Annotated in this window: 24 protein-coding genes; 9 read left to right on the top strand and 15 right to left on the bottom strand. The window is 38.3% G+C overall.

Annotated features, from left to right (window positions below; all coding sequences use genetic code 11):
* Positions 1–74: 74 nt before the first annotated feature.
* The 6 genes from LKE05_RS09770 to LKE05_RS09745 all read right to left on the bottom strand — a co-directional run bounded on the left by LKE05_RS09770 (position 75) and on the right by LKE05_RS09745 (position 4,592).
* Complete coding sequence (locus tag LKE05_RS09770) at positions 75–716, bottom strand: PrsW family glutamic-type intramembrane protease (protein ID WP_022230870.1); 642 nt, start codon at positions 714–716, stop codon at positions 75–77.
* Complete coding sequence (locus LKE05_RS09765; RefSeq protein WP_117968518.1) at positions 701–1,336, bottom strand: hypothetical protein; 636 nt, start codon at positions 1,334–1,336, stop codon at positions 701–703. Before LKE05_RS09765 ends, LKE05_RS09770 begins: the two co-directional genes overlap by 16 nt.
* Positions 1,317–1,661, bottom strand: a complete 345-nt coding sequence (locus LKE05_RS09760; RefSeq protein ID WP_308456697.1) for a hypothetical protein — start codon at positions 1,659–1,661, stop codon at positions 1,317–1,319. The genes LKE05_RS09765 and LKE05_RS09760 overlap by 20 nt, the downstream gene beginning before the upstream one ends.
* Entirely contained in the window at positions 1,645–2,193 is a 549-nt protein-coding gene (locus LKE05_RS09755; RefSeq protein ID WP_022230867.1) for an RNA polymerase sigma factor, read from the bottom strand. The genes LKE05_RS09760 and LKE05_RS09755 overlap by 17 nt, the downstream gene beginning before the upstream one ends.
* Positions 2,194–2,400: 207 nt before the next feature.
* Positions 2,401–2,592, bottom strand: a complete 192-nt coding sequence (locus tag LKE05_RS09750; RefSeq protein WP_308456696.1) for a DUF6514 family protein — start codon at positions 2,590–2,592, stop codon at positions 2,401–2,403.
* A gap of 134 nt (positions 2,593–2,726) precedes the next feature.
* Entirely contained in the window at positions 2,727–4,592 is a 1,866-nt protein-coding gene (locus LKE05_RS09745; protein ID WP_308456695.1) for a class I adenylate-forming enzyme family protein, read from the bottom strand.
* Positions 4,593–4,894: 302 nt separating this feature from the next.
* On the opposite strand from LKE05_RS09745, the gene LKE05_RS09740 reads away from it, so the two are divergent.
* From LKE05_RS09740 to LKE05_RS09730, 3 genes are all read left to right on the top strand, one after another.
* Entirely contained in the window at positions 4,895–5,896 is a 1,002-nt protein-coding gene (locus tag LKE05_RS09740; RefSeq protein WP_308456694.1) for a LacI family DNA-binding transcriptional regulator, read from the top strand.
* A 20-nt stretch (positions 5,897–5,916) separates the two neighbouring features.
* Entirely contained in the window at positions 5,917–6,903 is a 987-nt protein-coding gene (gene mgrA, locus LKE05_RS09735; protein ID WP_308456693.1) for an L-glyceraldehyde 3-phosphate reductase, read from the top strand.
* A gap of 338 nt (positions 6,904–7,241) precedes the next feature.
* Positions 7,242–8,342, top strand: coding sequence for a hypothetical protein (locus tag LKE05_RS09730; RefSeq protein ID WP_308456692.1), 1,101 nt, complete (start codon positions 7,242–7,244; stop codon positions 8,340–8,342).
* Positions 8,343–8,362: 20 nt separating this feature from the next.
* Here the strand turns inward: LKE05_RS09730 and LKE05_RS09725 are convergent, their stop codons facing one another.
* Together LKE05_RS09725 and LKE05_RS09720 are read right to left on the bottom strand one after the other, a co-directional pair.
* Positions 8,363–10,867 carry a DNA topoisomerase gene (locus LKE05_RS09725; RefSeq protein WP_308456691.1) on the bottom strand — a complete coding sequence of 835 codons (2,505 nt, stop codon included), beginning with the start codon at positions 10,865–10,867 and terminating at the stop codon, positions 8,363–8,365.
* A gap of 54 nt (positions 10,868–10,921) precedes the next feature.
* Positions 10,922–11,908, bottom strand: a complete 987-nt coding sequence (locus tag LKE05_RS09720; protein WP_022230860.1) for a diaminopimelate dehydrogenase — start codon at positions 11,906–11,908, stop codon at positions 10,922–10,924.
* Between the two features lie 187 nt (positions 11,909–12,095).
* Here LKE05_RS09720 and LKE05_RS09715 point away from each other — a divergent pair, with 187 nt between their 5' ends.
* The 3 genes from LKE05_RS09715 (at position 12,096) to LKE05_RS09705 (ending at position 14,042) form a co-directional block, all read left to right on the top strand.
* Positions 12,096–12,680 (top strand): chromate transporter, encoded by a 585-nt coding sequence (locus LKE05_RS09715; RefSeq protein WP_118446545.1) that lies wholly within the window; start codon positions 12,096–12,098, stop codon positions 12,678–12,680.
* Positions 12,680–13,252, top strand: a complete 573-nt coding sequence (locus tag LKE05_RS09710; RefSeq protein WP_308456690.1) for a chromate transporter — start codon at positions 12,680–12,682, stop codon at positions 13,250–13,252. Before LKE05_RS09715 ends, LKE05_RS09710 begins: the two co-directional genes overlap by 1 nt.
* A gap of 97 nt (positions 13,253–13,349) precedes the next feature.
* The gene (locus tag LKE05_RS09705; protein WP_308456689.1) at positions 13,350–14,042 is read left to right on the top strand and encodes an ATP-binding protein; all 693 of its coding nucleotides are present in this window, start codon (positions 13,350–13,352) and stop codon (positions 14,040–14,042) included.
* Between the two features lie 41 nt (positions 14,043–14,083).
* Here the strand turns inward: LKE05_RS09705 and LKE05_RS09700 are convergent, their stop codons facing one another.
* The gene (locus LKE05_RS09700; protein WP_308456688.1) at positions 14,084–16,252 is read right to left on the bottom strand and encodes a putative bifunctional diguanylate cyclase/phosphodiesterase; all 2,169 of its coding nucleotides are present in this window, start codon (positions 16,250–16,252) and stop codon (positions 14,084–14,086) included.
* Positions 16,253–16,424: 172 nt separating this feature from the next.
* On the opposite strand from LKE05_RS09700, the gene LKE05_RS09695 reads away from it, so the two are divergent.
* Together LKE05_RS09695 and LKE05_RS09690 are read left to right on the top strand one after the other, a co-directional pair.
* Positions 16,425–16,844 (top strand): GNAT family N-acetyltransferase, encoded by a 420-nt coding sequence (locus tag LKE05_RS09695; protein WP_308456687.1) that lies wholly within the window; start codon positions 16,425–16,427, stop codon positions 16,842–16,844.
* Between the two features lie 33 nt (positions 16,845–16,877).
* Positions 16,878–17,408, top strand: coding sequence for a nucleoside/nucleotide kinase family protein (locus tag LKE05_RS09690; RefSeq protein ID WP_308456686.1), 531 nt, complete (start codon positions 16,878–16,880; stop codon positions 17,406–17,408).
* A 185-nt stretch (positions 17,409–17,593) separates the two neighbouring features.
* Here LKE05_RS09690 and dinB read toward each other — a convergent pair whose 3' ends face one another.
* Both dinB and LKE05_RS09680 read right to left on the bottom strand, forming a co-directional pair.
* Complete coding sequence (gene dinB, locus LKE05_RS09685) at positions 17,594–18,805, bottom strand: DNA polymerase IV (protein ID WP_308456685.1); 1,212 nt, start codon at positions 18,803–18,805, stop codon at positions 17,594–17,596.
* Positions 18,805–18,981 (bottom strand): DUF6472 family protein, encoded by a 177-nt coding sequence (locus tag LKE05_RS09680; protein WP_022230376.1) that lies wholly within the window; start codon positions 18,979–18,981, stop codon positions 18,805–18,807. The genes dinB and LKE05_RS09680 overlap by 1 nt, the downstream gene beginning before the upstream one ends.
* Before the next feature lie 143 nt (positions 18,982–19,124).
* On the opposite strand from LKE05_RS09680, the gene LKE05_RS09675 reads away from it, so the two are divergent.
* Positions 19,125–20,150 (top strand): sugar kinase, encoded by a 1,026-nt coding sequence (locus LKE05_RS09675; RefSeq protein ID WP_308456684.1) that lies wholly within the window; start codon positions 19,125–19,127, stop codon positions 20,148–20,150.
* A gap of 43 nt (positions 20,151–20,193) precedes the next feature.
* Here the strand turns inward: LKE05_RS09675 and LKE05_RS09670 are convergent, their stop codons facing one another.
* The 4 genes from LKE05_RS09670 to atpG all read right to left on the bottom strand — a co-directional run bounded on the left by LKE05_RS09670 (position 20,194) and on the right by atpG (position 26,084).
* The gene (locus LKE05_RS09670) at positions 20,194–23,139 is read right to left on the bottom strand and encodes a glycoside hydrolase family 2 TIM barrel-domain containing protein (protein WP_308456683.1); all 2,946 of its coding nucleotides are present in this window, start codon (positions 23,137–23,139) and stop codon (positions 20,194–20,196) included.
* Positions 23,140–23,445: 306 nt separating this feature from the next.
* Positions 23,446–23,844: an ATP synthase F1 subunit epsilon gene (gene atpC, locus LKE05_RS09665; protein WP_308456682.1), complete on the bottom strand. Its 399-nt coding sequence runs from the start codon at positions 23,842–23,844 to the stop codon at positions 23,446–23,448.
* Positions 23,845–23,846: 2 nt separating this feature from the next.
* Positions 23,847–25,241 carry a F0F1 ATP synthase subunit beta gene (gene atpD, locus LKE05_RS09660; RefSeq protein WP_308456681.1) on the bottom strand — a complete coding sequence of 465 codons (1,395 nt, stop codon included), beginning with the start codon at positions 25,239–25,241 and terminating at the stop codon, positions 23,847–23,849.
* A 15-nt stretch (positions 25,242–25,256) separates the two neighbouring features.
* On the bottom strand, positions 25,257–26,084 hold the full coding sequence (gene atpG, locus LKE05_RS09655; RefSeq protein WP_308456680.1) for an ATP synthase F1 subunit gamma: 828 nt from the start codon (positions 26,082–26,084) through the stop codon (positions 25,257–25,259).
* Position 26,085: the final 1 nt, after the last annotated feature.

Genomic DNA, 26,085 nt, shown 5'->3' with positions numbered 1-26,085 from the left:
TGCTTGAAAATATAAAATTTCCCCCTAAAAAAACAAAAAAGACCGGATTTTTTTCCGGTCTGAATAAAACAGAGTTATTTTGAATCAGTTATTTTTCTGAAACGGTATTTCAGCAGAAACAGAATAAGGCAAGAAACAATCGGAACCGCATATCCAAATTGCTTTATTAAACCGTTGGTTTTCATAAGCATATTAAACATTGCGTGAAATGTAATCGCGATGCACAACAGTGCAAAAATGCCGGATGCCTTTAACGCAGCGGGTCGGCGGAATACTCTAAGTCCGTACCCGATTATAAAAGCACATGTAATGTGCATAGCTCCGGTCGAAAAGCCGCGTACTAACAAATAAAACAAATTACCTGTTCCGTGTTCCAAAAGGTAACAGATATTTTCAAAGGTAGCAAATCCCACTGCAATATTAAAAATAATATTATCCCCCTCCTGCGGTTGGAGTTCAAAAACAATCAAACCAAACAAAAGAGGAATGAGTTTTACCGTTTCCTCTATAACTGGTGATATTTCCAATACAGCAGATGTTTCCTGTGCACCGTAAAGCACCGAAAAAAATGTATTCAAATAGGCGGATATAATACAGCAGACAAATCCGAGAACTATAAAAATGTAATTTTTTCTGTTGCCGGTATTTGTACCGAGTGCGGCAAGCAAAAACGGAGCCGCAAGGCATATAAATATATTTTCTATATTGTACGGCATAGCTTTTCCTCCCTGCTCTGTGCAACGGCTATCAGAATAAGAGCCGGATTCATTATAAATATGTCAACCAAATAATACGGATTTATAAAGGTGTTTTCCGCAATAAAATACGAAGAACCCCACAAAAGATATTCTGCCGCATAAAAAATCAAAGCCGCCGCAAAAATCCACAGCTTACCCGTCTGTTTTTGAATTTTTGCAAAATATATACCTTTTACCGCATAAAAGCCCAATATTCCCATTGCTGTGCCCATTAAGATGTTCTCAAAATAACTGCCTCGCAAGCAAAAGAAAATACCCATACCCAGAGAAAACAACGGTAAAATCCAAAATATCGCTTTCTTTTTATGTTTTTCTTTCGGTACATCTGCATAAAGACGTAAAGTAAGAAAAATATACGATGCCGTCCAGCTCAGTTCCGAAACACAGAACACAAGCGGAGAAGTGCCTAACAATATAAGGTACAGTACCCAATATGCAAGCCCCATTCCGAAACTCAGGTAAAAAAGCAATACCAAAAGGCGATTGTAACTTCTGTTTCGTATTGCCGAAATACAGGAGCAGCATCCGCAGATAAAAACGCAGAAAAGCTGTAAAAGATTATCTGTCAGTTCTGTCATTCCCCTCATTCCTCTCTTTATTTCTTTTATGAAGAATGTCACACATCAAAGTTACCGAAATGCCAAGTAAAAACGCCAAAATTCCTACAACAACATACCCCAAAAAGCCTTTGTTGGCAAAAATACTGGCTGTGTCATGCATCGGCGTCTGCTCAAATCCCGCAAAATTCAAATTACATACAAGTGCCGATATGACTACGATTAAAGCAATGCCAAACGAATAGCACGAGATGACCGCCAGTCTATGTCTTTTTTCGTTACGCTGTTTTTTTATTTCATCAGCCTGTTTTTTCGCCAGTTTTATTCTTTCAGTCGTTGAACGCACTTTTTATTCCCTCCGTTTCAAGTAAAGGTCTTAATTTCTTTTTGCCGAGTTGCAACAGCTTATCAATCTGTTTTGCCGACTTTCTTAAAACAGCAGCGGCTTCTTTGTAACTCATTCCCTCAATGTATACAAGATAAAGAGCCTCTTTTTGAGCGGACGGCAAATATTCCATACAGTCATAAATCCGCTTGTTTCGCTCCGCAATACACACTTCATCTTCAAATGTATTTTCTATGCAAAAATTCATTTCCTCCTCTGTAAGAATGATATGTCTTTTTGCCTTCCTCAAAAACATCAGTGCATGATTTCGAGCCGCTTTATATATGTAGCTTTCAAAACTGCTTTTAATATTCGGCCGTTTGCTGATCAGATATGCAAAAACTTCTATCAACAAGTCCTCCGAATCGTGAAGATTTTTTATATATCCGTTTATATACAGCGTCAGCTTGTCACCGTAAATCTCCATAAGCCTTTCAAGAGCCTTTGCATCGCCCGAAAGGTAATCGTTATAAATTATAGTTGTATCCATCATTAAACAAATCCCTTTCTCAGTTTTATTTGTCAGCTAGCTTTTCTGACAGAATGTGACGTTATGCGATACAAGAAATCTATATTGAATTGTATCATACATTTCCCCTTCCGTCAATGAGCGACTGTTTAGTATTTCGAGTAACAAACTCCTCCAATTAAAGTTACAAAAAAAGCAAGCTACTGCTACAAACAATGCTTGCTTTTTCCGTTAGATAAAATCTTCAATTACATCTTGCAGATGACAGGGTGACAATTCGTATTTGTTCAGTCTGTCGATTAATTCTGTCACCTCTTTTTTATTTGGTGACACGTCATTAACAGCCATTTCCTCACATTTGATGCCGTATGTAGTCTTTACCACTCCCTCAATATTCTTTTCTTCTTGCAAAATTGTATACATATTGTATATTAGTCCTTTCTCCCCCTATGTTATATAATACAACATATACCACTAAATTACAATATTGTTTGATGTTTTGTAAATAAATTGTAAATTGCCAAAAAAAATAAAGGTGGTATTACACCACCCTTATTTTATGCACGAATTAAAAGTCCGTTTATAAGATCATTCTTTGCCATTTCCTTAATTTTATAATGAAGTTTCTTACCAGTAACGTTTGTCGGTATAGTCGCTGTAAATCTATAATATCTCGGACGTTTATAGTTTGAAATCATAGGACTGTTTTTACAAAATTCTTCAAGTTCGTCAACAGTAAGCGATTCATCTGCTTTTACGACATATGCCGTAACAATTTCGCCGTGTGCTTTATCCGGAACGGCGGTAACGATACTGTCCGCAACTTTCGGATGTGAATTAAGCACTTCTTCAATCTGCGTAGGATAAATATTTTCACCTTGCGAAATAATCATATCGTCTTTTCTTCCGGCAATAGTAATAAAATGATTTTCATCCCAAGTACCGAGGTCGTTTGTGTACAAATATCCGTTATGGAATTTACGCTCTGTTTCACCCTCATTATTATAGTAGAAATACGCTGATTTTGCGTGTGAGCGGATAATCACTTCACCCACTTCACAATTATCTTTAGCAACAATTTCGTGAGGTTCGGCACGTCTGTCCTCAAATACCTTTACTACTCGCACGTCATCATCAGTACAAGCTCTGCCCGCTGTACCCGCCATTTCAGGTAAATCATTCGGTCTAAGAAATGTATTCCAGAAAGTTTCGGTTGTTCCGTAGCCATTGAATATTCTCGGTGTAAGCACTCTCTGATAACGCATACAAGCCGCACGTTCAAGCGGCGAACCCATTGTAACGATACCGTGAAGTGTACTCAAATCTCTGCCGTTTCTCTCCTGAGCCTCCGTAAGACGTTCCAAAACAGCCGGTACACCGATTATGAACGAAAGCTTATAATCTTCCACATATTTAAGCGTCAAAGCCGCGTCAAATTTACGCATTATCGTAACACAGCCACCCGCATAAAATGTCGGTGTAAGACCGCCCGAATGCAAACCGCCTCTGTGGAACCAAGGTGTTGTATTCATAGACTTATCCTCTGACGAGAACGGGAAATGTATCATAACATCGTGCGCCGAAAGCACTTCGTTAATACTTGTTATGCAAACACCTTTTGGTCTGCCTGTTGTTCCCGATGTATAAAGTCTTGTCGTTTCATCATATATAGAAAGTTTCCAATTCAAATTCGGATTTTCTGCCGACGCATTCTTCACAAAATCCGAATATTTTACCGTACCAGGTATAGGAGCCACTCCTTCTTCGTCCACCATAATTATCACTTTCGGTGTGAATTTTGAAAGTTTCAGTGCCTGTTCAACAGCATCTTTGTTGATTGATTCATATATAAATACTGTCGGTCTGCTGTCCTCAATAGTTATTGCAATTTCACCGGCTGACAATCTGAAATTTATCGGACAACTTACTGTACCTGTTTTATGACAAGCGATATATGCAAACGCAAATTCCGGGCAATTCAAAAGTTGGAACATCACTACTCCGCCTTTTATTATTCCTGCTTCCAAAATCGCATTTGAAAAACGGTTTGCTTCTGAATTAAGTTCAGAATATGTCCAAGCAGTCTTTGTTTCGGGAGAAATCATAGCCTCTTTATCTGCAAATCTGTAAACATTTCTCATAAATCCGTTAAGCCACGTATATTCTCTTTCAAACTCAGATTTAAACATATCTATACGTTGTTGCTTTGTATCTGCCGTAAATTTTGCTTTTGCCGAATGTAAGGCTTTTTCAATGTCTGCAAATATGTTTTCTATTTCATCATTTGTGTATTCGTAATTTGATTTGTTTGAGCAGTTTTCAAGCAGGCGAATTCCGTCAAGTATTTTAATTTTTCTTGCCTCTGAAATTCTGTCAAATCTTTCTTTCTTAGTTTCCTTTTGCATTATTTTCTTTCCTTTCATTATTTTTCTTATAAATATTGTTGTCATTATATCACCCATTTTCTATTAAATCAAGTATTTTTGTAATTATTTTTAAAAATATATCCGATTATTTCATTTTCACAATATTTGATAAATATTGTGAAAATATTAACTGCTTTAAATAATTAACGATATATTCTAAAAATATACACTTTCATAAAAACTGTTGACAATTTAGAAATCATATGATATTATTTATGCAAACGATTGCACAGATACAAAATTTAATCTGTGCATTTTAAACACCTATTTACGCAAACGATTGCACAGGAGGTGAAATATTGCAAAAAGTAACAATAAAAGATGTGGCGAAACTCGCAAAAGTATCGCCTTCAACCGTTTCACGCGTACTTTCAGGTAGTCCTTCAATTTCGGACGATACTTGCAAACGCGTAAAAAACGCCGTAAAAGAACTGCATTACACACCCAACACAACTGCAAGAAGTCTGCGTTGTGAAAAAAGCAAAAGTATAGGCGTTGTATTCCCCGACATTTCAGGCGAATTTTACGCAACGTGTGCGTCAGCGATACTCAAATACGCTCGTATGTCTGACTATACCGTACTTTTTACCGAAAGCGGACACAATTTAAAAGCAGAGAAGGACAGTATAAAAGCACTTTTGGAGCGACGTATTGACGGTATTATTTTTATCGGTGACAATTCCGACATTCCGCTTATTCAAAGCATCGCCGCACAATCTATTCCTATAGTTACAGGCGACCGAAAAGTCGGCAATATTCCGTCTGTTACTTTCAACAACAGGGAAACCGTTCAAGAAATGGTTGATTCACTTTATAAATCTGGTTGCAGAAAATTTATGTATGTCGGTGAAACTCCGACCGGTCAAAGCAATCTTTTGAACAGATACAACGGATATACCGATGCATTAAAAAAATACAGCGACACAACTTCGGTGATATTTTTAGAAGAAAGCCTGCACGGTGACAAACTGAAAACCGCAAGAAGACTGTTCACAAAGAAAATTATAACCTCACTCCCCGATGTAATTATTACGTCCAACGATTTAATTGCACAGGGAATTATAAGTGCCGCACACGAAAACGGAATTAACATTCCAAACGATATGCAAATCACAGGTTTTGACGATTTGATTTCATCTGCGTACTTTATCCCATCGGTCACTACAGTAAGTCAAAACATCGACGAATTGGCAAAGCGTTGTTTTTCAATGCTGATGGATTTAATTAATAAAAAAAGTGCTGTTTCTTCGATAATCGAACAAAACATTATTTCAAGAAGCTCCGCAAAAATCAACATATAAAATAAGAAAGGATTTTGAAAATGTATATTGCAAACAAAGAAAGATATGAAACAATGAAATATAACCGTTGCGGAAAGAGCGGTCTGTTACTTCCTGCTTTTTCGCTTGGTTTATGGCACAACTTCGGCAGTAACGACAGTTACGACAATATGGTTGATTTGCTTACAACAGCTTTCGACCTTGGCATTACTCACTTCGACCTTGCAAACAATTACGGTCCGTATCCGGGCAGTGCCGAAGAAAATTTCGGTAAGGTTTTGAAACACGAACTTTCGCCGTATCGTGATGAATTAATCATCTCAACCAAAGCAGGCTACGGTATGTGGGACGGACCTTACGGCGACCACGGTTCAAGAAAATACCTTATCGCAAGTCTTGACCAAAGTTTGAAACGTATGGGACTTGAATATGTCGATATTTTCTATCATCACCGTCCCGATCCTGACACTCCTATGGAAGAAACAGCGTCGGCACTTGACCATATCGTAAGAAGCGGTAAGGCGCTTTATGTAGGTATTTCAAACTACAACGCAGAACAGACAAAGCAAATGGCTGAAATTATGAAGTCACTTGGCACTCCGCTTGTTATTCATCAACCGCGTTACAATATGTTTGAACGCTGGATTGAAAACGGCTTGCAGGACGTTCTAAAAGACGAGGGTATAGGTTCAATCTCATTCTGTCCGCTTGCACAGGGACTTCTTACAAACAAATACATAAACGGTATTCCTGCCGACTCAAGAGCCGCAAAGAGTTCACCGTTCCTTACAAAAGAGGGCATTACAGCCGATAAAATCGAAAAGATTGTCAAGCTGAATAAGATTGCCGAAAACAGAGGTCAGTCACTTGCTCAAATGGCTTGTGCATGGAACTTGAGAGGCGGCAAACTTACAAGTGTTCTTCTTGGTGCGTCAAAAGCTTCTCAGATTATCGAGAATGTCAACTCACTAAATAATCTTGACTTCACGCAAGACGAACTTAACGCAATCGAAGACGCATTGAAATAATTTGCAATGAGCCTGTCGACAAAATGTCGACAGCTCCAAAAATTACATCTTACGATGTAATTTTTGAGTATTTTCATTGAAAAAATCATAAAGTTCCTCCAAAGTCGAAACTTTAGATTTTAAGCCATTTCTGCCGCACATGTCACCAGAAATGATTGAAACTTGAGGTTGCACCTCAAACTCCCAAAAATAAAGTAGACAAAACCATAGAGGTTTTGTCTACAGTATCCAACCCCATCTGTTTTATAGATGGGGTTTATTTTATCACCACAGGTCCATTACTAAAATTCTTAAATATGATATTATAAATTCAATACAAATGAAAGAAGGAATTTATAATGAGTCCACAAGATTTAAGCGAACTTCAATTCAATCGTTTCCAACCCGACTTAGCATTTCAAATAGGTGAAAATGATATTATCAAGTTTGCAAAGACAATGAATCACCCTATATATAATGATATTATTTCAAAATTCGCCAACATTCCGAATATAAAATTCGAATATCCAGATACTACCGAAAAACAACTTGAAATCAATGATTTAGCCGCCAAATTATTTATGGCAAACAAACAATATCTTTCAATCATAAATGACAGTGTTGTTTATTTTGTTATTGTAACAGGCAGTAACGGAAAGGCGAAAAACGGCATAATCGCTTGTTCAAAGGGAGTTTTTTATAAAAAGCTTGTCTTGGAATTTCTTCCTTCCTCAAACATAATAGGAATTGAGCAAGACGATAAAAATATAAAATTAATTTTAAACAATGCTTCATATGCTTATCTTTCACCCGCACCGTCAAAGGACTTTGAGCCGTATATGTCCGAATTGTGCAATTTGTTTCAAACTTTGTACCTAAATAACAATAATAATTACGACAACACAGTTTACGAACAACCTCAAATGCAACCTCAACCGCAAGTACAACCGCAAGTACAACCTCAACCTCAAGTGCAACCTCAACCTCAAGTACAACCTCAAATGCAGCCTCAACAGTCATACGAACAACCACTCAACGCAAACACTTCTGAACGTGAAAAAGGTTCGATGCACGCACTATCCACCACAAAAGGTATGCGTTTCGGTTTGTTTGCTACATACGTTTCGTATGATGTCTATTTAAAGAAAGACCGTGTTGAATTTATATCACGACCTAAAAATTCAGTCAAAATGCCACTTGTACAATACAGTGACATAGCCGCAATAAAAGTTAAAAAAGTATTTTCTTGGTACCATACGTTTTGGGCGGTTATATCTTGCTGGACTATAATTTTTCCGCTTCTGTTTTTGCACTTCGGCTCTAATTATAAATTGGAAATAACCTTAAAATCGGGTGCAAAAGTATCAGTTTGCGGCTCAAACAAAGATACAGTCAACAATCTTGCCAACGAACTTAATCAACGAATCACAAAAGAATGCGGTCATTCTGTTTTGGTTTAAAACAAAAGACGTATCTCATTTTATTGAGATACGTCTTTTTTCTCGTCATTCACAAATTCCAATGTAAAATCGGGTGCGTTATACACGCTGTCGGGGTTATATTTCATAGTTACGTCCGCTTTAAATTCCGTATCGTTTTTACCCATAAGCTTATTACATCGCACCTTGTCACCCGCAAGCCATTTTTTGACCATTGTTTGAGTTATCGTTGTTTTCTTAAATAATCCCCTATCGGATTTCTTCCATATAATAAATCCGCAGTTATTATTGCACGAAAAGGCTTTCATACTTTCCACAACGTCACCGTTACACTTCGGACATTTTCCGAGCGGTTTCGGCGGTGCAAAAACAAATTGTACGGGATATTGCGATTCTTTATCTACTTTCAATTCAACATCAGCGTCAAATGTCGTGCCGTCGTTCTTCAACAGTTTTTTCATTCTGACACTTTTACCCGCAAGCAATTTTTTAGCCATAGGCAAAGTTATTGTGACATTTGAGAACATACCTTTTGTTTGATTTTTCCAAACAGTGAATTTACAGTTCATCGGCTCACGCCAATTACTGCACCCAAATCCCCTTGTTCCCTCTATAACGTTACCGCCGCAAAGCGGACAAGTTCCGATTACTTCGTGATATTTTTCCGTTACCGCCTTTGTCATAACGGCTTGATTTACCGCAGGATATGAATTGGAAATTACCGTTTTTATCGTATCAAGCACATTGTCGGTAAGCGATTTATACGTCTTATCGCCGGAACGAATATCTTCTTGTATCGCCCACCATTTTGCCGTCATATCAGCTTTCTTGATTTCATCGGGCAATATGCGGTACAGTTCACGTCCAAGCTCCGTTGAAATAAGCCGTTTTCCGTCTTCGGCAACATAGCCTTTTGTTATAAGGCTGTCGATAATCGTACTTCGCGTTGCGGAAGTTCCGATTGAGCCGTTTTCGCCTTTTTTATCCTTATCCTTTTCCAAAAGCATTTTCTTGACCTCGGGATCAGTTACATACTTCGCAATCCTTGTCATATCTTCATTCAAGGTCGCCTTTGTGTATCGTGACGGCGGCTTTGTTTCTTTTTCCTCAAGCCGCGCGTCAATCGCAGTCCCTGAATACATACCGTCCGCAATAGTGCTAAGTTCCGTAACTTCTTCGGCTTTTATATCCTTGAATATCGCCGTATATCCTTTTTTCAAAACGACTGTCGAATATGCCACCAACGTATATTCACAGTCAAGTTCAATCGTCATTTTTGTTTTTTCTTTAACAGCCTTAGGCAAAAATTGTGCCATATAATATTTACACACCGCAAGATATACATTTTTCTCGTGTTCTGTAAGCTTGTTCAAATCAACCTTGTTATTTGTCGGAATAATCGCAAAATGTGCGGTGATATTTTTATCATTAAAACACTTTGAATGAATTGTCGGGTCAAGTTCACTCGGCTTGAATTTAATATTCTGCACAACTTGTGCCAACGTTTTAGACGCCTCTTTAAAATGTTCCTCCGACAGATACTGACAATCCGAACGGTTATACGTTATCGCCGTATGCGTTTCACGAAGTGACTGCGTAATATCCATAACATCTGCAGGGTTATACCCAAAGTGGCTGCTGCAATAACTTTGCAATTTTACAAGGTTAAACGGCAACGGCGGGTCTTCATTTACGACTTTCTTTTCGATTTTAATATTGTCAAACCGTTTGTTTATAAGGTCATTTTTTATCTTTTCCGACTCGTCAAGCTCAGTTATTTGCTTATTTTCAGCACCCTTTTGTTTCTTCTTTGTATATTTTGCGGTAACGGTTTTATTTCCGTCAGCCGTTTCAACATTTACATCGGCAAAAATATCATAATATACAGTCTTTATATGTCCCTCAATCTGCATATCACGTTTTACGACAAGTCCCAAAGTCGGTGTCTGAACACGACCGACCGCAAGCAAAACACCCGAATTTGAGCATGTGAAAAAGCGGCTCATATTGACGCCGATCATAAGGTCTGCGACACTTCTCGCATATGCCGACCACCCCTCATTCAAGCTGTCATCGTTATCCGTCATATGTGACAGTGCCTTTACAAGACCTCCGCGTGTCGTATCACCGGTATTAAGTCTTTTAACAGGCTTTTTATAATCAAACCACCTAAGAATTTCATCAATTAAAAGCTGTCCTTCTTCGTCGGGATCGCCTGCATGTATAACAGATTCCGATTCTTCGAGCAACTCGCCTATAAGTCCGACACGCTGTGCTTTGGTTTCGTAATTTCTGTTTGATTTACTGTCCTCACCCATTTTGAGTTCCCAACTGTCGAAATATATCGGTAAATCGTCAAGCGACCACTTTTTATATTTCATATCATAGTCTTCCGGTTCTTTCAGACTCAGCATATGACCGAATACCCATGTGACCGCATAGTCGCCTTTTCGTATAAATCTGTTATTTCTCTCTGTAACCTGTCCCGGCAGTGCGTCCGCAATATCTCTGCCCAATGACGGTTTCTCGGCTATTACTAAAATCATATTCCCTCTCAGATAAAAAAGCCGTCCTAAGACGGCTTTTGCTTGTGTTATTTATTATAGAAGATTCTTGCGAAGTTCTTCTCCGCTTAGCTTGCTAAGGTAAGCCGGTGCAACGTCAAATACAGTCTTACAACCGCTTTGTCCCTCTTTGCTCATACGATATGCGGCTCTTGCATATGCAATAAGCACTGATGAAGTAAATTCAGGGTTTGAATCAAGCTTTAGGCTGTATTCAATAATGTGACTATTTTCACCGTTCCAACCTGTCTTACCACATCTGATAACAAATCCACCGTGAGGAATACCGCTGTGGTTAGCCTTTAATTCTTCTTCTGAAATGAAGTTTACAGTTGTATCATAATCTGAGAAATAGTTAGGCATTGTCTTAATTTCATTTTCTATACGAGCCTTATCTGCGCCTTCTTCCGCTACAACATAACATTCACGCGTATGCTTTTGACGAGTTGTAAGTTCAGGGTTTTCACCGTTTCTTACTGCCTTAAGTGCAGAGTCAACAGGAACTGTATATTGCTTTGCGTCCTTAACTCCGTCAATTCTTCTGATAGCGTCTGAGTGACCTTGGCTCACGCCTTTGCCCCAGAAAGTATAGTCCTTACCGTCTGAAAGTATAGCATTTGCATAAAGACGGTTAAGTGAGAACATACCCGGGTCCCAACCTACTGAAATTATACCAACGTTGCCGTTAGCCTTTGCAGCTGCGTCAACTGCCGCAAAATGTTCAGGAATTTTTGCGTGTGTATCAAAACTGTCTATAACATTGAAATACTTAACATATTCCGGTGTTTGTTTCGGAAGGTCTGTCGCACTTCCGCCGCAAAGAATCATAACATCGATTTCGTCCTTCATCTTAGGAGCGTCATCAACTGAATAAACCTTAACGCCCTCTGTCATAATCTTAACAGTTGACGGATCACGTCTTGTGAATACACCAGCAAGCTCAACATCATCGTTTTGCTTGATTGCACATTCAATACCGCGGCCAAGATTGCCGTATCCCAATATACCTATTTTAATTGCCATTTGTATCACTCCATTGTTTTAAAAATTAACTCCGCCTTACATTTTATCAGATTTTATTTCAAAAAACAATATTTTTTTATAATTTTTTTAAAATTATTAACATCTTATTCTGACCTATGAATTTACAAACACAAAAAAGAATGATATAATGTAATCGTTAAAAATAAAGTAGGAGAGAATTTACATAATGAAAAAAAGTAAAGCGTGGATATTATGGACATTATTTAAGTCTATGTTTGTTTTAAGCTCATGTACATTCGGCGGCGGATTTGTAATCGTTTCATTAATGAAGAAAAAATTTGTTGAGGAGTTGCAATGGCTTGATGAGGACGAAATGCTTGACGTGACCGCAATAACTCAGTCCGCACCCGGTCCGCTGCCTGTCAACGCGTCTGTTATAATCGGTTACAGAATGGCAGGAATTTTAGGCTCGCTTTCCGCCGTTTTCGGCACAATATTGCCTCCCATGATTGTACTTTCAATCATATCTCTGTTCTATAACCAATTCCGAACAAACAAATACATAGCCGTTGCACTTCAAGTTATGCGTGCAGGCGTTGCGGCAGTTATATTTGACGTTGTTATAAATCTTGCGAAAAACGTATTCAAAACCCGCAGAATTTTATATATCGCAATGATGATTATTGCGTTTGTATGTACTTATTTTTTAGGGGTAAGCGCTATGATAGTCATACTCGTATGTCTTGGAATAGGCCTACTCGATTTACTTGTGTCGGTTTTAAAAGAGAAACATAAAAAGGAGATCGGATAATGCTTTTACTGAAATTATTTTTTTCATTTATACAAGTCGGTCTGTTCAGTGTCGGTGGCGGTTATGCCGCAATTCCGCTTATTCAGGAACAAATAGTAAACATACACCACCTTATGACTATGGAGGAATTTTCCGACCTTATCACTGTTGCGGAAATGACCCCGGGTCCTATTTCCATAAATTCATCAACATTTGTCGGTATGCGTATCGCCGGTATAGGTGGTGTGTTGCTTTGTTCGCTCGGCTGTATCATTCCGTCATTTGTCATATGCTTTATACTCGCGTATTTCTACTATAAATACCGCACTGTCGGCGGAGTTCAGACGGTTTTATCCGCCCTTCGTCCAGCTGTTGTCGCACTTATAACCTCCGCAGGCACATCTATACTAATGCTCGCACTTTTCCAAACCGATATTTTTTCTGCATCGTTAAAAGATATTCGTTTTGTCGAACTCGGTATATTCCTTGTGGCGCTGTTTTTACTCAGAAAATTTAAAATGAACGCAATTACAATTATTCTTGGCAGTGGTGTTGTCGGAACGTTGATTTATATGCTTTTGGGAATGGTATAATATTTCTTTAAGAATTTGTACTAAAATAGTGGACTTTTATTGATTTTTGTATTATAATAGTGATTGTCGAAAAAACATATTAAAACGGAGGATTATTATGATAAGACAAGTTATAAAAATAGATGAAGATAAATGTACAGGTTGCGGTATTTGTGCCGATGCCTGTCAAGAAGGTGCAATAGTGATTGTTGACGGCAAGGCAAAGCTTTTGCGTGACGATTACTGCGACGGTTTAGGAAACTGCTTACCTACCTGTCCGACTAATGCGATTTCTTTTGAAACCCGTGAAGCCGCAGCATTTGATGAAGATGCGGTAAAGCAAAATATGCAGAAAGCAAAAGAACAAGAAAAGCCTGCGTTTGTCTGTCCGGGCAGTATGGCAAAGGCTATAAAGCACAATACTGAAACAAGCACGCCTGTTTCAACGAGCCAACTTTCACAATGGCCGGTACAAATCAAACTTGTACCTGTCAACGCACCGTATTTTGACAATGCCAATCTTCTTATTGCGGCAGATTGCAGTGCATACGCTTACGGCAATTTTCACAACAAGTTTATAAAAAACAGAATTACACTAATCGGTTGTCCGAAACTTGACGATATTGACTACACCGAAAAATTGCAAGCGATTATCGAAAGCAACAACATTAAGAGTGTTACGATAGTTCGTATGGAAGTTCCATGTTGCGGCGGTATTGAGTATGCCGCAAAAACAGCGTTGCAAAACAGCGGTAAATTCATTCCGTGGCAAGTTTATACAATCGGTACAAACGGTGAAATTTTAGATTAATTTATTAACATAAAAAAGAGAATGCTGTCGCATTCTCTTTTTTATGGTTTTACATCCAATCCTGTACTTTCAATTACAATAACCGATTTAATTCTCTTTCCGTTTCCATAAACTGTTTTCGCCGTAACTTTACAACGCATATACATATCTTCTTTATACAAGAGGTCAAGCACGACACTAATCGGTTTATCACTTTTCTTTAAATGCTTGCATAATATTTTGTATTCGTCCATCGAATCGTGATGAACAATCTTATTGTCCAAAATATATTCAAGCGCATTTTGTATGTAAGTGCCAAACATATAAGAATGTCCTTCGGCAAGTTTTGTCTTTACATCAATGGTATTGTTTATAAAATAATACTCAAGTGCAATGGCGTCAATAAGGTCAAGTGCCGTTTCAAAACTGCGTCTTAGCATACTGAGTTTACTCAAAACGCCCATTTGTTCACTGCTGTCCGAAACAGACGCATAATAAATTGAACAATCTTCACGGCTTGCAAGGTAGAAAATTTTAATCGACAGCCATATAACATCTTCACCGAATACATTTCTGACCTGTACGGAAACACCTTTATTCCCCGCCGTTTTCGATTCACGAAATGCCTTTATTGCCTTTTCTCTGTCATCGGGATGAAGATTTTCCAATCCGTCATATCCGCCTGCAGTAACATTTTTCGGATAATTCTTAGTTATCGAATAATAAAATTCGTTTGCTTTTAAAACATTGAGTTTATTTCCGTCATTACTGAGCGAATACAGTGCAACGCCACCCAAAATATTGTTAAGCAACCCCTCAGTCATAAAATCGGAATGAAGCAATTCTTCAATTTCAATCGTATTGTCAAATACGTTGTCCAAATTTTCATTCGCAACATTATTTGGGTCACTGATTAATTTTCCGAAAGATTCTTCATCTATCGCTCTTGAAAAATAAAATCCTTGTGCATAATTACAGCCTCTGTCAAGCAAGAAATTCTTCTGTTCGTCCGTTTCAACACCTTCGGCGATTATCGACAAACCAATCCACTTTGCCATTTTTATAACCGATTCAAGGATTTCTTTACCCTTTGTATTTCCGTCACGACCTGCCTCAAGGAATCTTGTATCTATTTTAAGTACATCAACGCTTATATCTTTCAACATATTAAGCGACGAATAACCACTGCCGAAATCGTCCATCAATACAATGAAACCCAATTCACGAAGTTCGTCAACAGCTTTCAAAATTTGTTCTTCATCACTTGTAAACGCACTTTCGGTAATTTCTATCTCCAAATATCTTCTCTCAATATTGTATTTCTCCGTAAGATTTACAAAAATCTTTGACAAATCAAGAGAATAAATATCCATTCTCGAAACATTCACCGATATAGGAACCGCAGTATATCCCTTATCAATATAATCACGTAAAATTCGGCAACTTTCTTCCCATATATATTCGTCAAGTTTTGTAATAAGCATATTCTGCTCAAACATCGGAATAAAATCTTTCGGAAAGATAAGACCTTTTTCGGGATGCTGCCATCTTACAAGGCTTTCCGCACCCATTACCTTTGTTGTTCGTATATCGTATTTAGGCTGAAGATACACTTTAAATTCGTGATTTTCAAATGCCCTTTCACTTTCGTTTAAAAGTTCGTGTTGCGAGAAAACATAATTTTTCACACTGTCATTATATTCCGCAACATTAACAAGATAATTGTTTTTTATCGACTCACACGCAAAACTTGCTCTGTCGCACATAAGCCTTACGGGGATATTTTTTGTTTTAACGTGGTAAATTCCCACAGTCATTCTTATTTCAAAATCAATCGGATAATCCTTTACCCAACTTTGAATTTCCGCACCCAATGCATCCGGTTGAATATTTTCTTCAAAGTCCATAAAAGAAAATACATCACCCGAAAGCCTTGCGGCTACAAGACCGTATTTTGCGGCTCTTTCTTGCAATTTCTTGCCTATATAGCTAAGAAGTCTGTCACCTTCGACAAAACCGAATCTGTCATTGACAAATTTGAATTTCTCGACATCAAAGCAAACAATAACATATTCTTTGTCCGGTTCATTTTCAAATCTGCACCTGACACGGTCATAATATGTATTCCTGTTGTAAAGTCCGGTAAGTTCATCAAGACTCTTTACTTTTCGTAAATTTTCTTCCAGTTGATGAACTCTTTCTTGAAGTTCTTCCACTGTCCCCTCTGACATCTTCTTCGCCTCCCCGCTGTATAGCTTACGTTTATATTATATCACTTTTTATTGTTTTTGCAATACTTAATTACAGCATTTTAAATTTTTTTTGAATATTTTTCTGATTTTTAAAATTTCACTTGTTTTTATGCAATATGTATGATATAATAGGAATGTTAGGGGTGAATTTATGAAATATACACTATCAAAAGGACTCACTAACAGTCCGGATGCAAGATTGATAAGGCAGTCCGTTTTCGTGGAAGAGCAGGGTTTTGAATACGAATTTGACGACATTGACGAAACCGCTTTGCACCTTGTTTTGTACGATGAAAACGATAATCCTTGTGCAACGGGACGACTATTTTTCGACGATTGCATGAAAATCGGCCGTATCGCCGTTATGAAAGAATACAGAGGTCAGTCGCTCGGCAGTGAGGTTATCGTCATACTTGAAGAAAAAGCACTTGAATTTGGTGCGCATCATATCGAGCTTTCCGCTCAAATACAGGCAAAAGATTTTTATAAAAAGCTCGGTTACACCGAAATCGGCGAAATATATAAAGAAGAATTTTGTCCGCATATAAAAATGTTTAAGGATTTAAAATAACTTAGATAAATCGGAATTTAGAGGGTAAGTGAAATGAAAATAATAGCTATCGGAGCTGTGACAGCAGGCGGAAAAACAACTTTAGTAAATGCAATAAAAGATAAACTAACAAGGACAGCATCGCTTCACTTTGATGACTACTCGTTTGACGGAGAAGTAAATGACTTTTATAAATGGGTATCAGACGGTGCGAATTATAATGTATGGGATTTATCTCCGTTAAAAGCAGATATTGAAAAAATAATAAATAGCGACAGATACGATTATTTGCTGTTGGATTATCCGTTTGCATATCAGAATAAAATGATAAAAGATTATTTGGATTGTTGTATATTTATTGATACACCATTAGACATTGCACTGGCTCGAAAAGTCCTAAGAGATATGAAAGAATCTTCTGCGGATGATATTCGTTATGAAATGGATGTATATCTGAAATATGCAAGGATAGCTTATGTACAAATGCTACAAGATATTTTACCGATATCTGATTATGTGATTGATGGTACAAAAGAACTTAAAATTATTATAAATGAAGCAGTGGAGATAATTTTAAAATGCTAAATTTCGGTTTATCGAATAATACACTTACTAAAAAAGGAGCAGATTTAAAATCTGTTCCTCTTAATTTACACGCATTATCTTACCTCAAGCGATTTTCTCACCGGAATTACCGCTCACACGATTTCTTTTATACATATTCATATCTCCCCTATCGAGATATGAATTAAATTTCGATTTTATGACTTTTACGGTCTTTTCCTTATACTGCCCTCATATTTTTTTATACTTCCGCCAAGCGAAACCACATTTCCGAAACGATTTTTCAAATTATCAACCGTTTTTTCAAATTGCTCGACTTTTTTCGTATTTTCCGTATTGTCCTCAATCAAACTCATCTGTTCGTATACGTCATTCTCGCCGACAAGGTTTGTTCCCGTTACAGACATCATTCGTATCGGCAATTTTAAATTCCAAGATTTTTTTACAAGCTCCATCGCCGCATTGCGTATATCTCTTGAAACATATGTAGGCTTTTCGAGTTTTTTCTGACGGCTTATACTCTTAAATTGCGGATCTTTTATCAATATTTGCACTGTCGTGCATTTCATATTTTTTCGGCGTAAACGTGCCGCAACACTGTCCGAAAGTGCATATATACCGCTCCGTACATCTTCTTCACCGACAAGGTCCTGTCTGAACGTCATACTGTTGCCGACCGATTTAACTTTCTCTTTTTCGTATATTGATTTAACCGGCTCACTGTCAAGTCCGTTTGCGTATCTGTACAGCATATTCCCCGCTTTACCGAAATGCCTGACAAGGATATGTTCGTCATATTTTGCAAGCTGACCGATAGTTTTAACGCCTAATCTTTCAAGTTCATCACCCGTCTTTTTTCCGACAAAAAGCAAATCTCTTACCGACAGCGGATATATAAACTGTTTCCAATTTGATTTTGAAAACACAGTAGTCGCATCCGGTTTTTTATAGTCACTGCCAAGCTTTGCGAACACCTTGCAAAATGACACTCCGACTGAAATTGTAAGCCCTGTTTCCTCTCTTACAATTCTTCTAAGCTCGTTCGCAATCTTCACACCGTCACCGAACAGTCTTTTACTTCCCGTAACATCAAGCCAAGCCTCGTCAGGTCCGAACGACTCGACATAATCGGTGTACCGTTTATAAATATCCATAACCTGCTTTGAATACTTGTAATACAAATCATGGTGCGGTCTGACTATGACTAAATCGGGACACTTTTTCTTTGCCTGCCAAATTGTTTCGGCAGTTTGTATGTTGTACTTTTTCGCAAGCTCATTCTTTGCCAAAATAATGCCGTGCCTGCTTTCCTCGTCACCGCCGACCGCCATAGGCACTTTTTTAAGTTCCGGATTTAATACACATTCTACCGACGCATAAAATGCATTACAGTCGCAATGAAGTATTGTTCTGTCCATCAGTTTTGCTTCCTTACAATCGTATAGTCGTCGCCCATTCTGAAATAATGGCAGTTATCGTTATTGCCCATCGTAAATCTGTACATTTCGTCCTCGTCCAAATTTATCGCACAGCAATAACATTCATATTCATCATCATAATAGTAATTCATACAAAATTCACAGTTGGTTTTCATTTTTTAACACCTCTGAATATGATTATATCATAACGGCCTGCACTTTACAACAAATTTGTCTATGTCAAAATAATAACAATTATTGACTAAATGCACTGTTGTATTGTATAATAAAATTATTCATTATGATGGAGGATTTTACTATGGAATTTAAAGAAAATACTGATTTTGACCTTATCGGTTTAGGCGAAGTTATGCTAAGACTTTCACCTCCAAACAAAGAAAAGATTTCTCAAAGCGAAACATTTGAAAAAAATGCGGGCGGAAGTGAACTTAACGTTGTATCGGGTGCGGCAATGCTCGGTATTCGTTCGGCGATAGTTACAAAATTGCCCGAAAACAAAATGGGACATTTCATAAGAAATAAAATTCGTTACGGAAACGTGTCCGATGACTATATCATATATGACCACTCACCTCAAAAAAGATTGGGCGTTTATTACTATGAAAGCGGTGCTTATCCGCGAAAATCATCGGTAATTTATGACAGAGCAAATTCAAGTTTTTGTTCACTTTCTCTTGACGAACTTCCGGAGGATATATACGCAAAAACTAAGATTTTTCACATTTCAAGCATTACGCTTGCACTTGACCCATCACTAAAGGAAACGGCTATTAAAATGATACATAAATTCCACGAGGCAGGTGCATATATTTCATTTGACGTAAACTACCGTGCAAGTTTGTGGTCTGAAGAAGAGGCTAAAAAGACTGTTGAGGCGATATTCCCATATGTAGATTTTCTTTTCGTTTCGGAAGAAACATCAAGAAGAATGTTGCAGAGAACAGGTACTTTGGAAGAAATAATGAAAGGCTATGCCGACACTTACGGTTGCACACTTATTGCAACAACAAGACGTGAGGCTGTAAGCCCTACGCACCATAATTTCAACTCAAAAATATATATGAACGGTAATTTCTATGAAGAAGAACCTTACAATAATATCGAAGTTATCGACCGCATAGGCTCGGGTGACGCATATCTTGCAGGTGTGCTTTACGGACTTATCAAGTACGGTACTCCTGAAAGAGCAATCGAAATCGGCAACGCACTTTCAGCTGTTAAAAACACTGTTGCAGGCGATATGTCAGCAAGCAGTATTGAAGAAATCGAAAGCGTTATTAAATCACACAAAGCAACAGGTCATCAAGATGAAATGGTAAGATAAAATAAAGGATAGCGACATATTGCCGCTATCCTTTTTTGTGTTCCTATTTAATTTCAATTCTTATTTTAAATTCAAATTCACTTTCATCAAAGCGATATTCTTCTTGTGTAAGCGGTCCACAGCTGTTTTGACCTATACCGTTTTGCTTATAATCAATACACAAAACAGTATCGTCGCATTTTTCAAGTTCAAAATTATGTTTCTTTTCGGTCAATTCCTCTTGCGTGTAATGCAACGCACTGAATGAAAACGGAGTATCCGAGCTTACTCTGATATTTTCCGTTTCAACATATCTTGTACCGAAATGACTTCCGTTTTCCTGTGGTTTTATATATGGTTCATACATATCCGAAACGGTTGTATTAAATTCATCAAGATATGTGCAAAGGTGCTTATCACTGTAACTTTCATACGGACCGTAGCCGTAATACTTGACATTCTCGCCTTTAGTGAAAAATCTCAAACCAAATCGCGGAATTACAGGCAGATTTTCGCCCACTTTAACGCTCGACTGCATATCAACAATACCGTTTGCATAAATCGTCCATACGGTTTCAATATCCATATGCTTGCGCTGCACAACGGGAATAAGCGCATTATGACACTTTATCGTAACTGTATCAGTCACATCATAAGTACAGTCGTAGACGTAGCTTTGTTCTCTATGATAATCGGCATTTATCCAATCACGCATAATATTTCTGTCGTTGTCAGTCGGTGCTCTCCACATATTCCATTCAACAGGTCTTGTAACCGCATCGGAAAGTTTTTTGAAATTACCTGTTGATTTATCAAAGATATATTCAAAATTATTGCCTTTTATCGTAATGTTTCTGCCTTGCTCCGATACTTCAAAACTTCCGTCTGCATTGACAGTTTCAAGTTTCGGCACAGTGTCATTTACAATAAGTTGTTCAAAGCCTACTTCATATCCTTTTTTCGCCCAAAGCGTGTCGCTCTTTTGATATGCCTTAACCATTACGACATCACCATTCGGACGCGGAAAACTCTTTTTTCCTCTCGGCGGAACATCAAATTCCATTCTTTCACCGTTGACTTCAAAATAAAGTTTATCGTCAAGCTCCGCAAAATCGTAACGATTTTCCACCACCATAATATTGCTGTATGATTTTATCGCAAACGGTTTAATAGCCTGCTTGTATTCCAAAAGTCCTGTATGAGGTCGTCTGTCGGGATAAACAAGTCCGTCAACGCAGAAATTACCGTCATTCGGATATTCGCCGAAATCACCGCCGTAAAAATATTTACTGTCCCCCATATCAATGGCATGGTCGCACCATTCCCAAGCGAATGCACCGAAAAATCCGTCATATCTGTATAGGCGGTCTATATATTCCTTTATACCGCCGGGGCCGTTACCCATTGCGTGTATAAATTCGCACTGCATATACGGTTTTACAACCGCCATTTGTTCCTTTTCTTTCTTGCCGAGTTTACTCTCCGAAAGATTTATCCATTCGCCCGCACCGCCGTATTCACTGCCTTTTCCAAGACTGACTCTGTGCCAAACCACTTCACCCGGATTTTCAAAATACTTGTCTATCCACTTATAATCCGCATACATGGTACTTTCAACATCAAGCATTGAGGTATCGTTTATATGTCCCTCCATCTGCCACATACTGCTTTCGTAATGCGTCAATCTTGTGGAGTCATATTCCTTAACCCATCTGCCAGCTTTCTCAAAATTCACGCCGTAACCGCCCTCATTGCCGAGCGACCAAATGCACACGCTTGTTCTGTTTTTATCGCGTATAACATTTCTCTGAACTCTGTCCAAAATTGCATTTTCCCAATCGGAATTTTGCGCAAGCAATCCGAATGTAACGGCTTGTGAACCGCCGAAAAATGATGCTGTTCCGTGAATTTCAATATCAGATTCCGCAATAACATAAAAGCCGTATTCGTCGCACAACTGCATAAGCCACGGAGCATTTGGATAGTGACTTGTGCGAAGTGCATTGATATTATGCTGTTTCATAAGCTTTAAATCTTTTTCGGCTTGCTCGCGGCTTATGGTATATCCTGTTACAGGGTCACTGTCATGACGGTTTACGCCTTTCATTTTTATAGGTTTATTATTAAGAAAAACAATTCCGTCATCAATTTTTATTTCTCTGAAACCGATTTTTTCGCGTATAACCTCATCTTCCGTTACAAGATACAATGTATATAAATACGGATATTCCGCGTTCCAAAGTATCGGTTTTTCAACCGTTATAGTTTTACTGTCCCCACTGTATATCTCGCCTTTTTCATTTTCAAGAACAAAGCTCACATCAGTGTCCGAATCCAATTCAATATTAATTTTTCCTTGAATATCTGTTTCGATTTTATAGTCGCGGATATGCTTCTGCGGACGATTTAAAATGTACACATCTCTGAAAATACCACTCATTCTGAACTTATCCTGATCCTCAAGATAACTTCCGTCACACCATTTAAAAACCAACACACAAAGTATATTATCGCCGTTTTTAACCTTATCTGTAATATCAAATTCAGATGTTGAATGTGATACTTGACTGTAACCGACAAATTCGCCGTTCACCCACACATAAAAACAAGAATCCACACCCTCAAAATTCAAATACTTCCTATAATCATTATCCGATTCAAAATGAGTTACATACGCACCGCACGGATTGTCATACGGAACATACGGCGGATTATACGGAAACGGATATCTTGTATTTGTATATTGATGGCGGTCATAACCTTGAGTTTGCCAACATGATGGTACAGGAATTTTATCAAAGCCGTCTGTATTTCCGTCCTTAAAATCTTCCGGAACATCATCAATGCAAGTGTAATACATAAAATTCCACTCACCGTTTAAATCCTGCTTTCTGTCATTCGTTTCCTTTCTTGCATTTTCTATATCCGAACACGGCATATAATACGCTCTGTTTTCTTCTGTATTAATATGCAATGTGTTTAAATCATTGTAGTATTTTTCAATCTGCATACCTTGTCCTCCTATTCATATTTTAGTATATCCGAGCGGCTAATTTTTGTCAATACGATTAGCAAATTTTTATTTTATCTGCATATCGGCAGATGTCAAGAAATTAGTTTGGATTCTGCGAAAATGAACTTGTCGGCGTACACAGGTACGTTAGAGTTTATTTTCGCTGAAAGTGCAAAGGCAAGCCGTATATTAAAGATAGGCTTGCCTTTTGTTTTTTATTAAATTATAAGAATAATATTTTGCACGTTCCGGACAATTTATTGACAATCTGAGGGGACACTAATTTTTAGTGTCCCCTTTTTACTATTTTCCTTCACCTACACGTATTCTCGTAAGTGCTCTTTTTAATTTTATTTCAGCGGCTCTTTCTTCGTAGTCGGAAGCTTCTTTAATTTTCTTTTCCGCCGCCTCTTTTGCCCTCAACGCACGTTCAACGTCAATATCTTCGGACCATTCAAATGTACTTGCAACAAGTCTGACCGTTCCTTTTTTCACATTCAAAAGTCCGCCCGAACACGCCGCCGTTCTTACATCGCCGTTCGTTGTAACTTTTGCCACACCCGTATCGACAGGCGTTACATAATCGCAGTGACCGCTCATAATACCGACATCACCCTCAGTAGTACGAACAAGTAATTTTTCCGCATCACCGTCAAACATAAGTCCGTCGGGCGTTACTATCTGTAAATGAAATGTATTCATAATCATTCACCCATTTTCTTTGCTTTTTCACGAACTTCGTCAATACCGCCCGCGAAAAGGAAACACGATTCGGGAATATCATCACATTTACCCTCGATAATTTCCTTAAAGCCGCGAATTGTTTCTTTAATCGGAACGTATTTACCTTGCATACCTGTAAACTGTTCCGCAACAGAGAACGGCTGTGACAAAAATCTCTGAACCTTTCTCGCTCTGTTTACGGTATTCTTGTCCTCTTCCGAAAGTTCGTCCATACCCATAATCGCAATAATATCCTGCAATTCGGTATATCTTTGAATTATACGCTGTACCGCTCTTGCTGTTTCGTAATGTTCCTTACCCACAACTTCGGGTGTCAAAATTCTTGACGTTGATTCAAGCGGGTCAACCGCCGGATAAATACCCAACGAAGAAATCTGTCTTGACAAAACAGTTGTTGCGTCAAGGTGAGCAAATGTCGTTGCGGGAGCAGGGTCTGTAAGGTCGTCCGCAGGCACATAGACAGCTTGTATCGAAGTTATAGAACCGTTCTTTGTAGATGTAATTCTCTCCTGCAAAGCACCCATTTCAGTAGAAAGTGTAGGCTGATAACCAACCGCCGACGGAATACGTCCGATAAGTGCCGAAACCTCCGAACCGGCTTGTGTAAATCTGAAAATATTATCAATAAACAAAAGCACGTCCTGATGTTGCTTATCTCTGAAATATTCAGCCATTGTAAGTCCAGAAAGCGCAACTCTCATTCTTGCACCCGGCGGCTCGTTCATCTGACCGTAAACAAGCGCAGTCTTATTGATAACGCCCGACTCTTTCATTTCATTATAAAGGTCGTTACCCTCTCTCGTTCTCTCGCCGACACCGGCGAAAACACTGATACCGCCGTGTTCCTTAGCGATATTATTGATAAGCTCCATTATAAGAACAGTCTTGCCGACACCGGCACCGCCGAAAAGACCTATTTTACCGCCTTTTGCATACGGTGCAATAAGGTCAACAACCTTAATACCCGTTTCAAGTATTTCCGTTGTCGGATTTTGTTCTTCGTATGTCGGCGGCTCACGATGTATACACCATTTTTCTTTTGTTTCGGGATTAGGCATATTATCAACCGCATCACCCAAAACGTTAAAAATTCTTCCGAGTGTTTCTTCACCGACAGGCACTTTAATTCCCTCACCTGTGTCAACGGCGTCCATACCTCTGACAAGTCCGTCCGTCGAGCCCATCGAAATACATCTGACAACATTGTCGCCTATATGCTGTGCAACTTCCGCAACAAGCCTTTGACCTTTATTGTCAATTTCAATGGCATTTAAAATATTAGGCAATTCACAGTCCTCAAACCTTATATCAAGGACAGGACCTATTATTTGAACTATTTTTCCAACGTTATTCATATTTTCAAATCCTTTTTATATATTATTCGCACCTGATATTATCTCTGTAAGTTCCTGCGTGATTGACGCCTGTCTTGCTCTGTTATATTCAAGACTCAGATTTTCAATCATTTCCGATGCATTGTCCGTTGCGGATTCCATCGCATTTCTTCGTGCCGATAATTCCGACGCAACCGATTCCGACACAGCACCGTACACCATTCCGGAAATATAATAAGGTATTATCTGTGCAAAAGTTTCCTCTGCGTCAGGCTCATACACAATAAGGCTGTAATTCATATTACGCATACCATCTTTTGTATGCTCAACTCTTATCGGCAGAACATTTTCCGTCTTAGGCTCTTGCGTAAGCATATTGACAAAGCTTGTATACGAAAGAATAAGGTGCGTAAATTCGCCCTTTTCATATGCCTTTGCCAATAAACTTCCTATTGCGTGACAATCGGAGATTTTTATATCGCCTGCTTTGGCATATGTGTCGGTATACACATTATCTTCACCGAAATGCTCCACAACCTTTTTACCTATCGGAAAAATTATATCTCCGTCTTTTATGTCAAGAGATTTAAACAAATTGTTGTTATATCCGCCTGCAAGACCTCTGTCACCAGCTATAACAATATGACACGTTTTGCCCTCTCTCTCACGCGTAAATACAGAACTGAAATCCTTATTATCCTTTGCTATATCTTCAAGCGTTTCGTGAAGTATATTAAAATACGGCTTTGAACGCTCAATACCCTCGGACGCTTTACGCATTTTTGACGCGGCAACAAGCTCCATGGCTTTTGTTATCTGCATAGTCGAGCTTATACTCTTTATTCTGTTTTTTATTGTCTTCATT

The organism is Hominilimicola fabiformis (assembly GCF_020687385.1).
In the GTDB taxonomy this organism is placed as follows: domain Bacteria; phylum Bacillota; class Clostridia; order UBA1381; family UBA1381; genus Hominilimicola; species Hominilimicola fabiformis.
Note: the sequence above shows the minus strand (reverse complement) of the source record. Positions and strands in the feature narration are given on the sequence as shown.

Bases quoted from the DNA above. Each gene is read 5' to 3' on its own strand.
- LKE05_RS09725 (WP_308456691.1), bottom strand. From the start codon at position 10,867: ATGATTTTAGTAATAGCCGAGAAACCGTCATTGGGCAGAGATATTGCG.
- LKE05_RS09675 (WP_308456684.1), top strand. From the start codon at position 19,125: ATGGAATTTAAAGAAAATACTGATTTTGACCTTATCGGTTTAGGCGAA.
- LKE05_RS09705 (WP_308456689.1), top strand. From the start codon at position 13,350: ATGATAAGACAAGTTATAAAAATAGATGAAGATAAATGTACAGGTTGC.
- LKE05_RS09695 (WP_308456687.1), top strand. From the start codon at position 16,425: ATGAAATATACACTATCAAAAGGACTCACTAACAGTCCGGATGCAAGA.
- LKE05_RS09715 (WP_118446545.1), top strand. From the start codon at position 12,096: ATGAAAAAAAGTAAAGCGTGGATATTATGGACATTATTTAAGTCTATG.
- LKE05_RS09750 (WP_308456696.1), bottom strand. From the start codon at position 2,592: ATGTATACAATTTTGCAAGAAGAAAAGAATATTGAGGGAGTGGTAAAG.
- mgrA (WP_308456693.1), top strand. From the start codon at position 5,917: ATGTATATTGCAAACAAAGAAAGATATGAAACAATGAAATATAACCGT.
- LKE05_RS09710 (WP_308456690.1), top strand. From the start codon at position 12,680: ATGCTTTTACTGAAATTATTTTTTTCATTTATACAAGTCGGTCTGTTC.
- LKE05_RS09670 (WP_308456683.1), bottom strand. From the start codon at position 23,139: ATGCAGATTGAAAAATACTACAATGATTTAAACACATTGCATATTAAT.
- LKE05_RS09690 (WP_308456686.1), top strand. From the start codon at position 16,878: ATGAAAATAATAGCTATCGGAGCTGTGACAGCAGGCGGAAAAACAACT.
- LKE05_RS09680 (WP_022230376.1), bottom strand. From the start codon at position 18,981: ATGAAAACCAACTGTGAATTTTGTATGAATTACTATTATGATGATGAA.
- LKE05_RS09720 (WP_022230860.1), bottom strand. From the start codon at position 11,908: ATGGCAATTAAAATAGGTATATTGGGATACGGCAATCTTGGCCGCGGT.
- LKE05_RS09770 (WP_022230870.1), bottom strand. From the start codon at position 716: ATGCCGTACAATATAGAAAATATATTTATATGCCTTGCGGCTCCGTTT.
- LKE05_RS09765 (WP_117968518.1), bottom strand. From the start codon at position 1,336: ATGACAGAACTGACAGATAATCTTTTACAGCTTTTCTGCGTTTTTATC.
- LKE05_RS09700 (WP_308456688.1), bottom strand. From the start codon at position 16,252: ATGTCAGAGGGGACAGTGGAAGAACTTCAAGAAAGAGTTCATCAACTG.
- atpD (WP_308456681.1), bottom strand. From the start codon at position 25,241: ATGAATAACGTTGGAAAAATAGTTCAAATAATAGGTCCTGTCCTTGAT.
- LKE05_RS09755 (WP_022230867.1), bottom strand. From the start codon at position 2,193: ATGATGGATACAACTATAATTTATAACGATTACCTTTCGGGCGATGCA.
- dinB (WP_308456685.1), bottom strand. From the start codon at position 18,805: ATGGACAGAACAATACTTCATTGCGACTGTAATGCATTTTATGCGTCG.
- atpG (WP_308456680.1), bottom strand. From the start codon at position 26,084: ATGAAGACAATAAAAAACAGAATAAAGAGTATAAGCTCGACTATGCAG.
- atpC (WP_308456682.1), bottom strand. From the start codon at position 23,844: ATGAATACATTTCATTTACAGATAGTAACGCCCGACGGACTTATGTTT.
- LKE05_RS09745 (WP_308456695.1), bottom strand. From the start codon at position 4,592: ATGAAAGGAAAGAAAATAATGCAAAAGGAAACTAAGAAAGAAAGATTT.
- LKE05_RS09730 (WP_308456692.1), top strand. From the start codon at position 7,242: ATGAGTCCACAAGATTTAAGCGAACTTCAATTCAATCGTTTCCAACCC.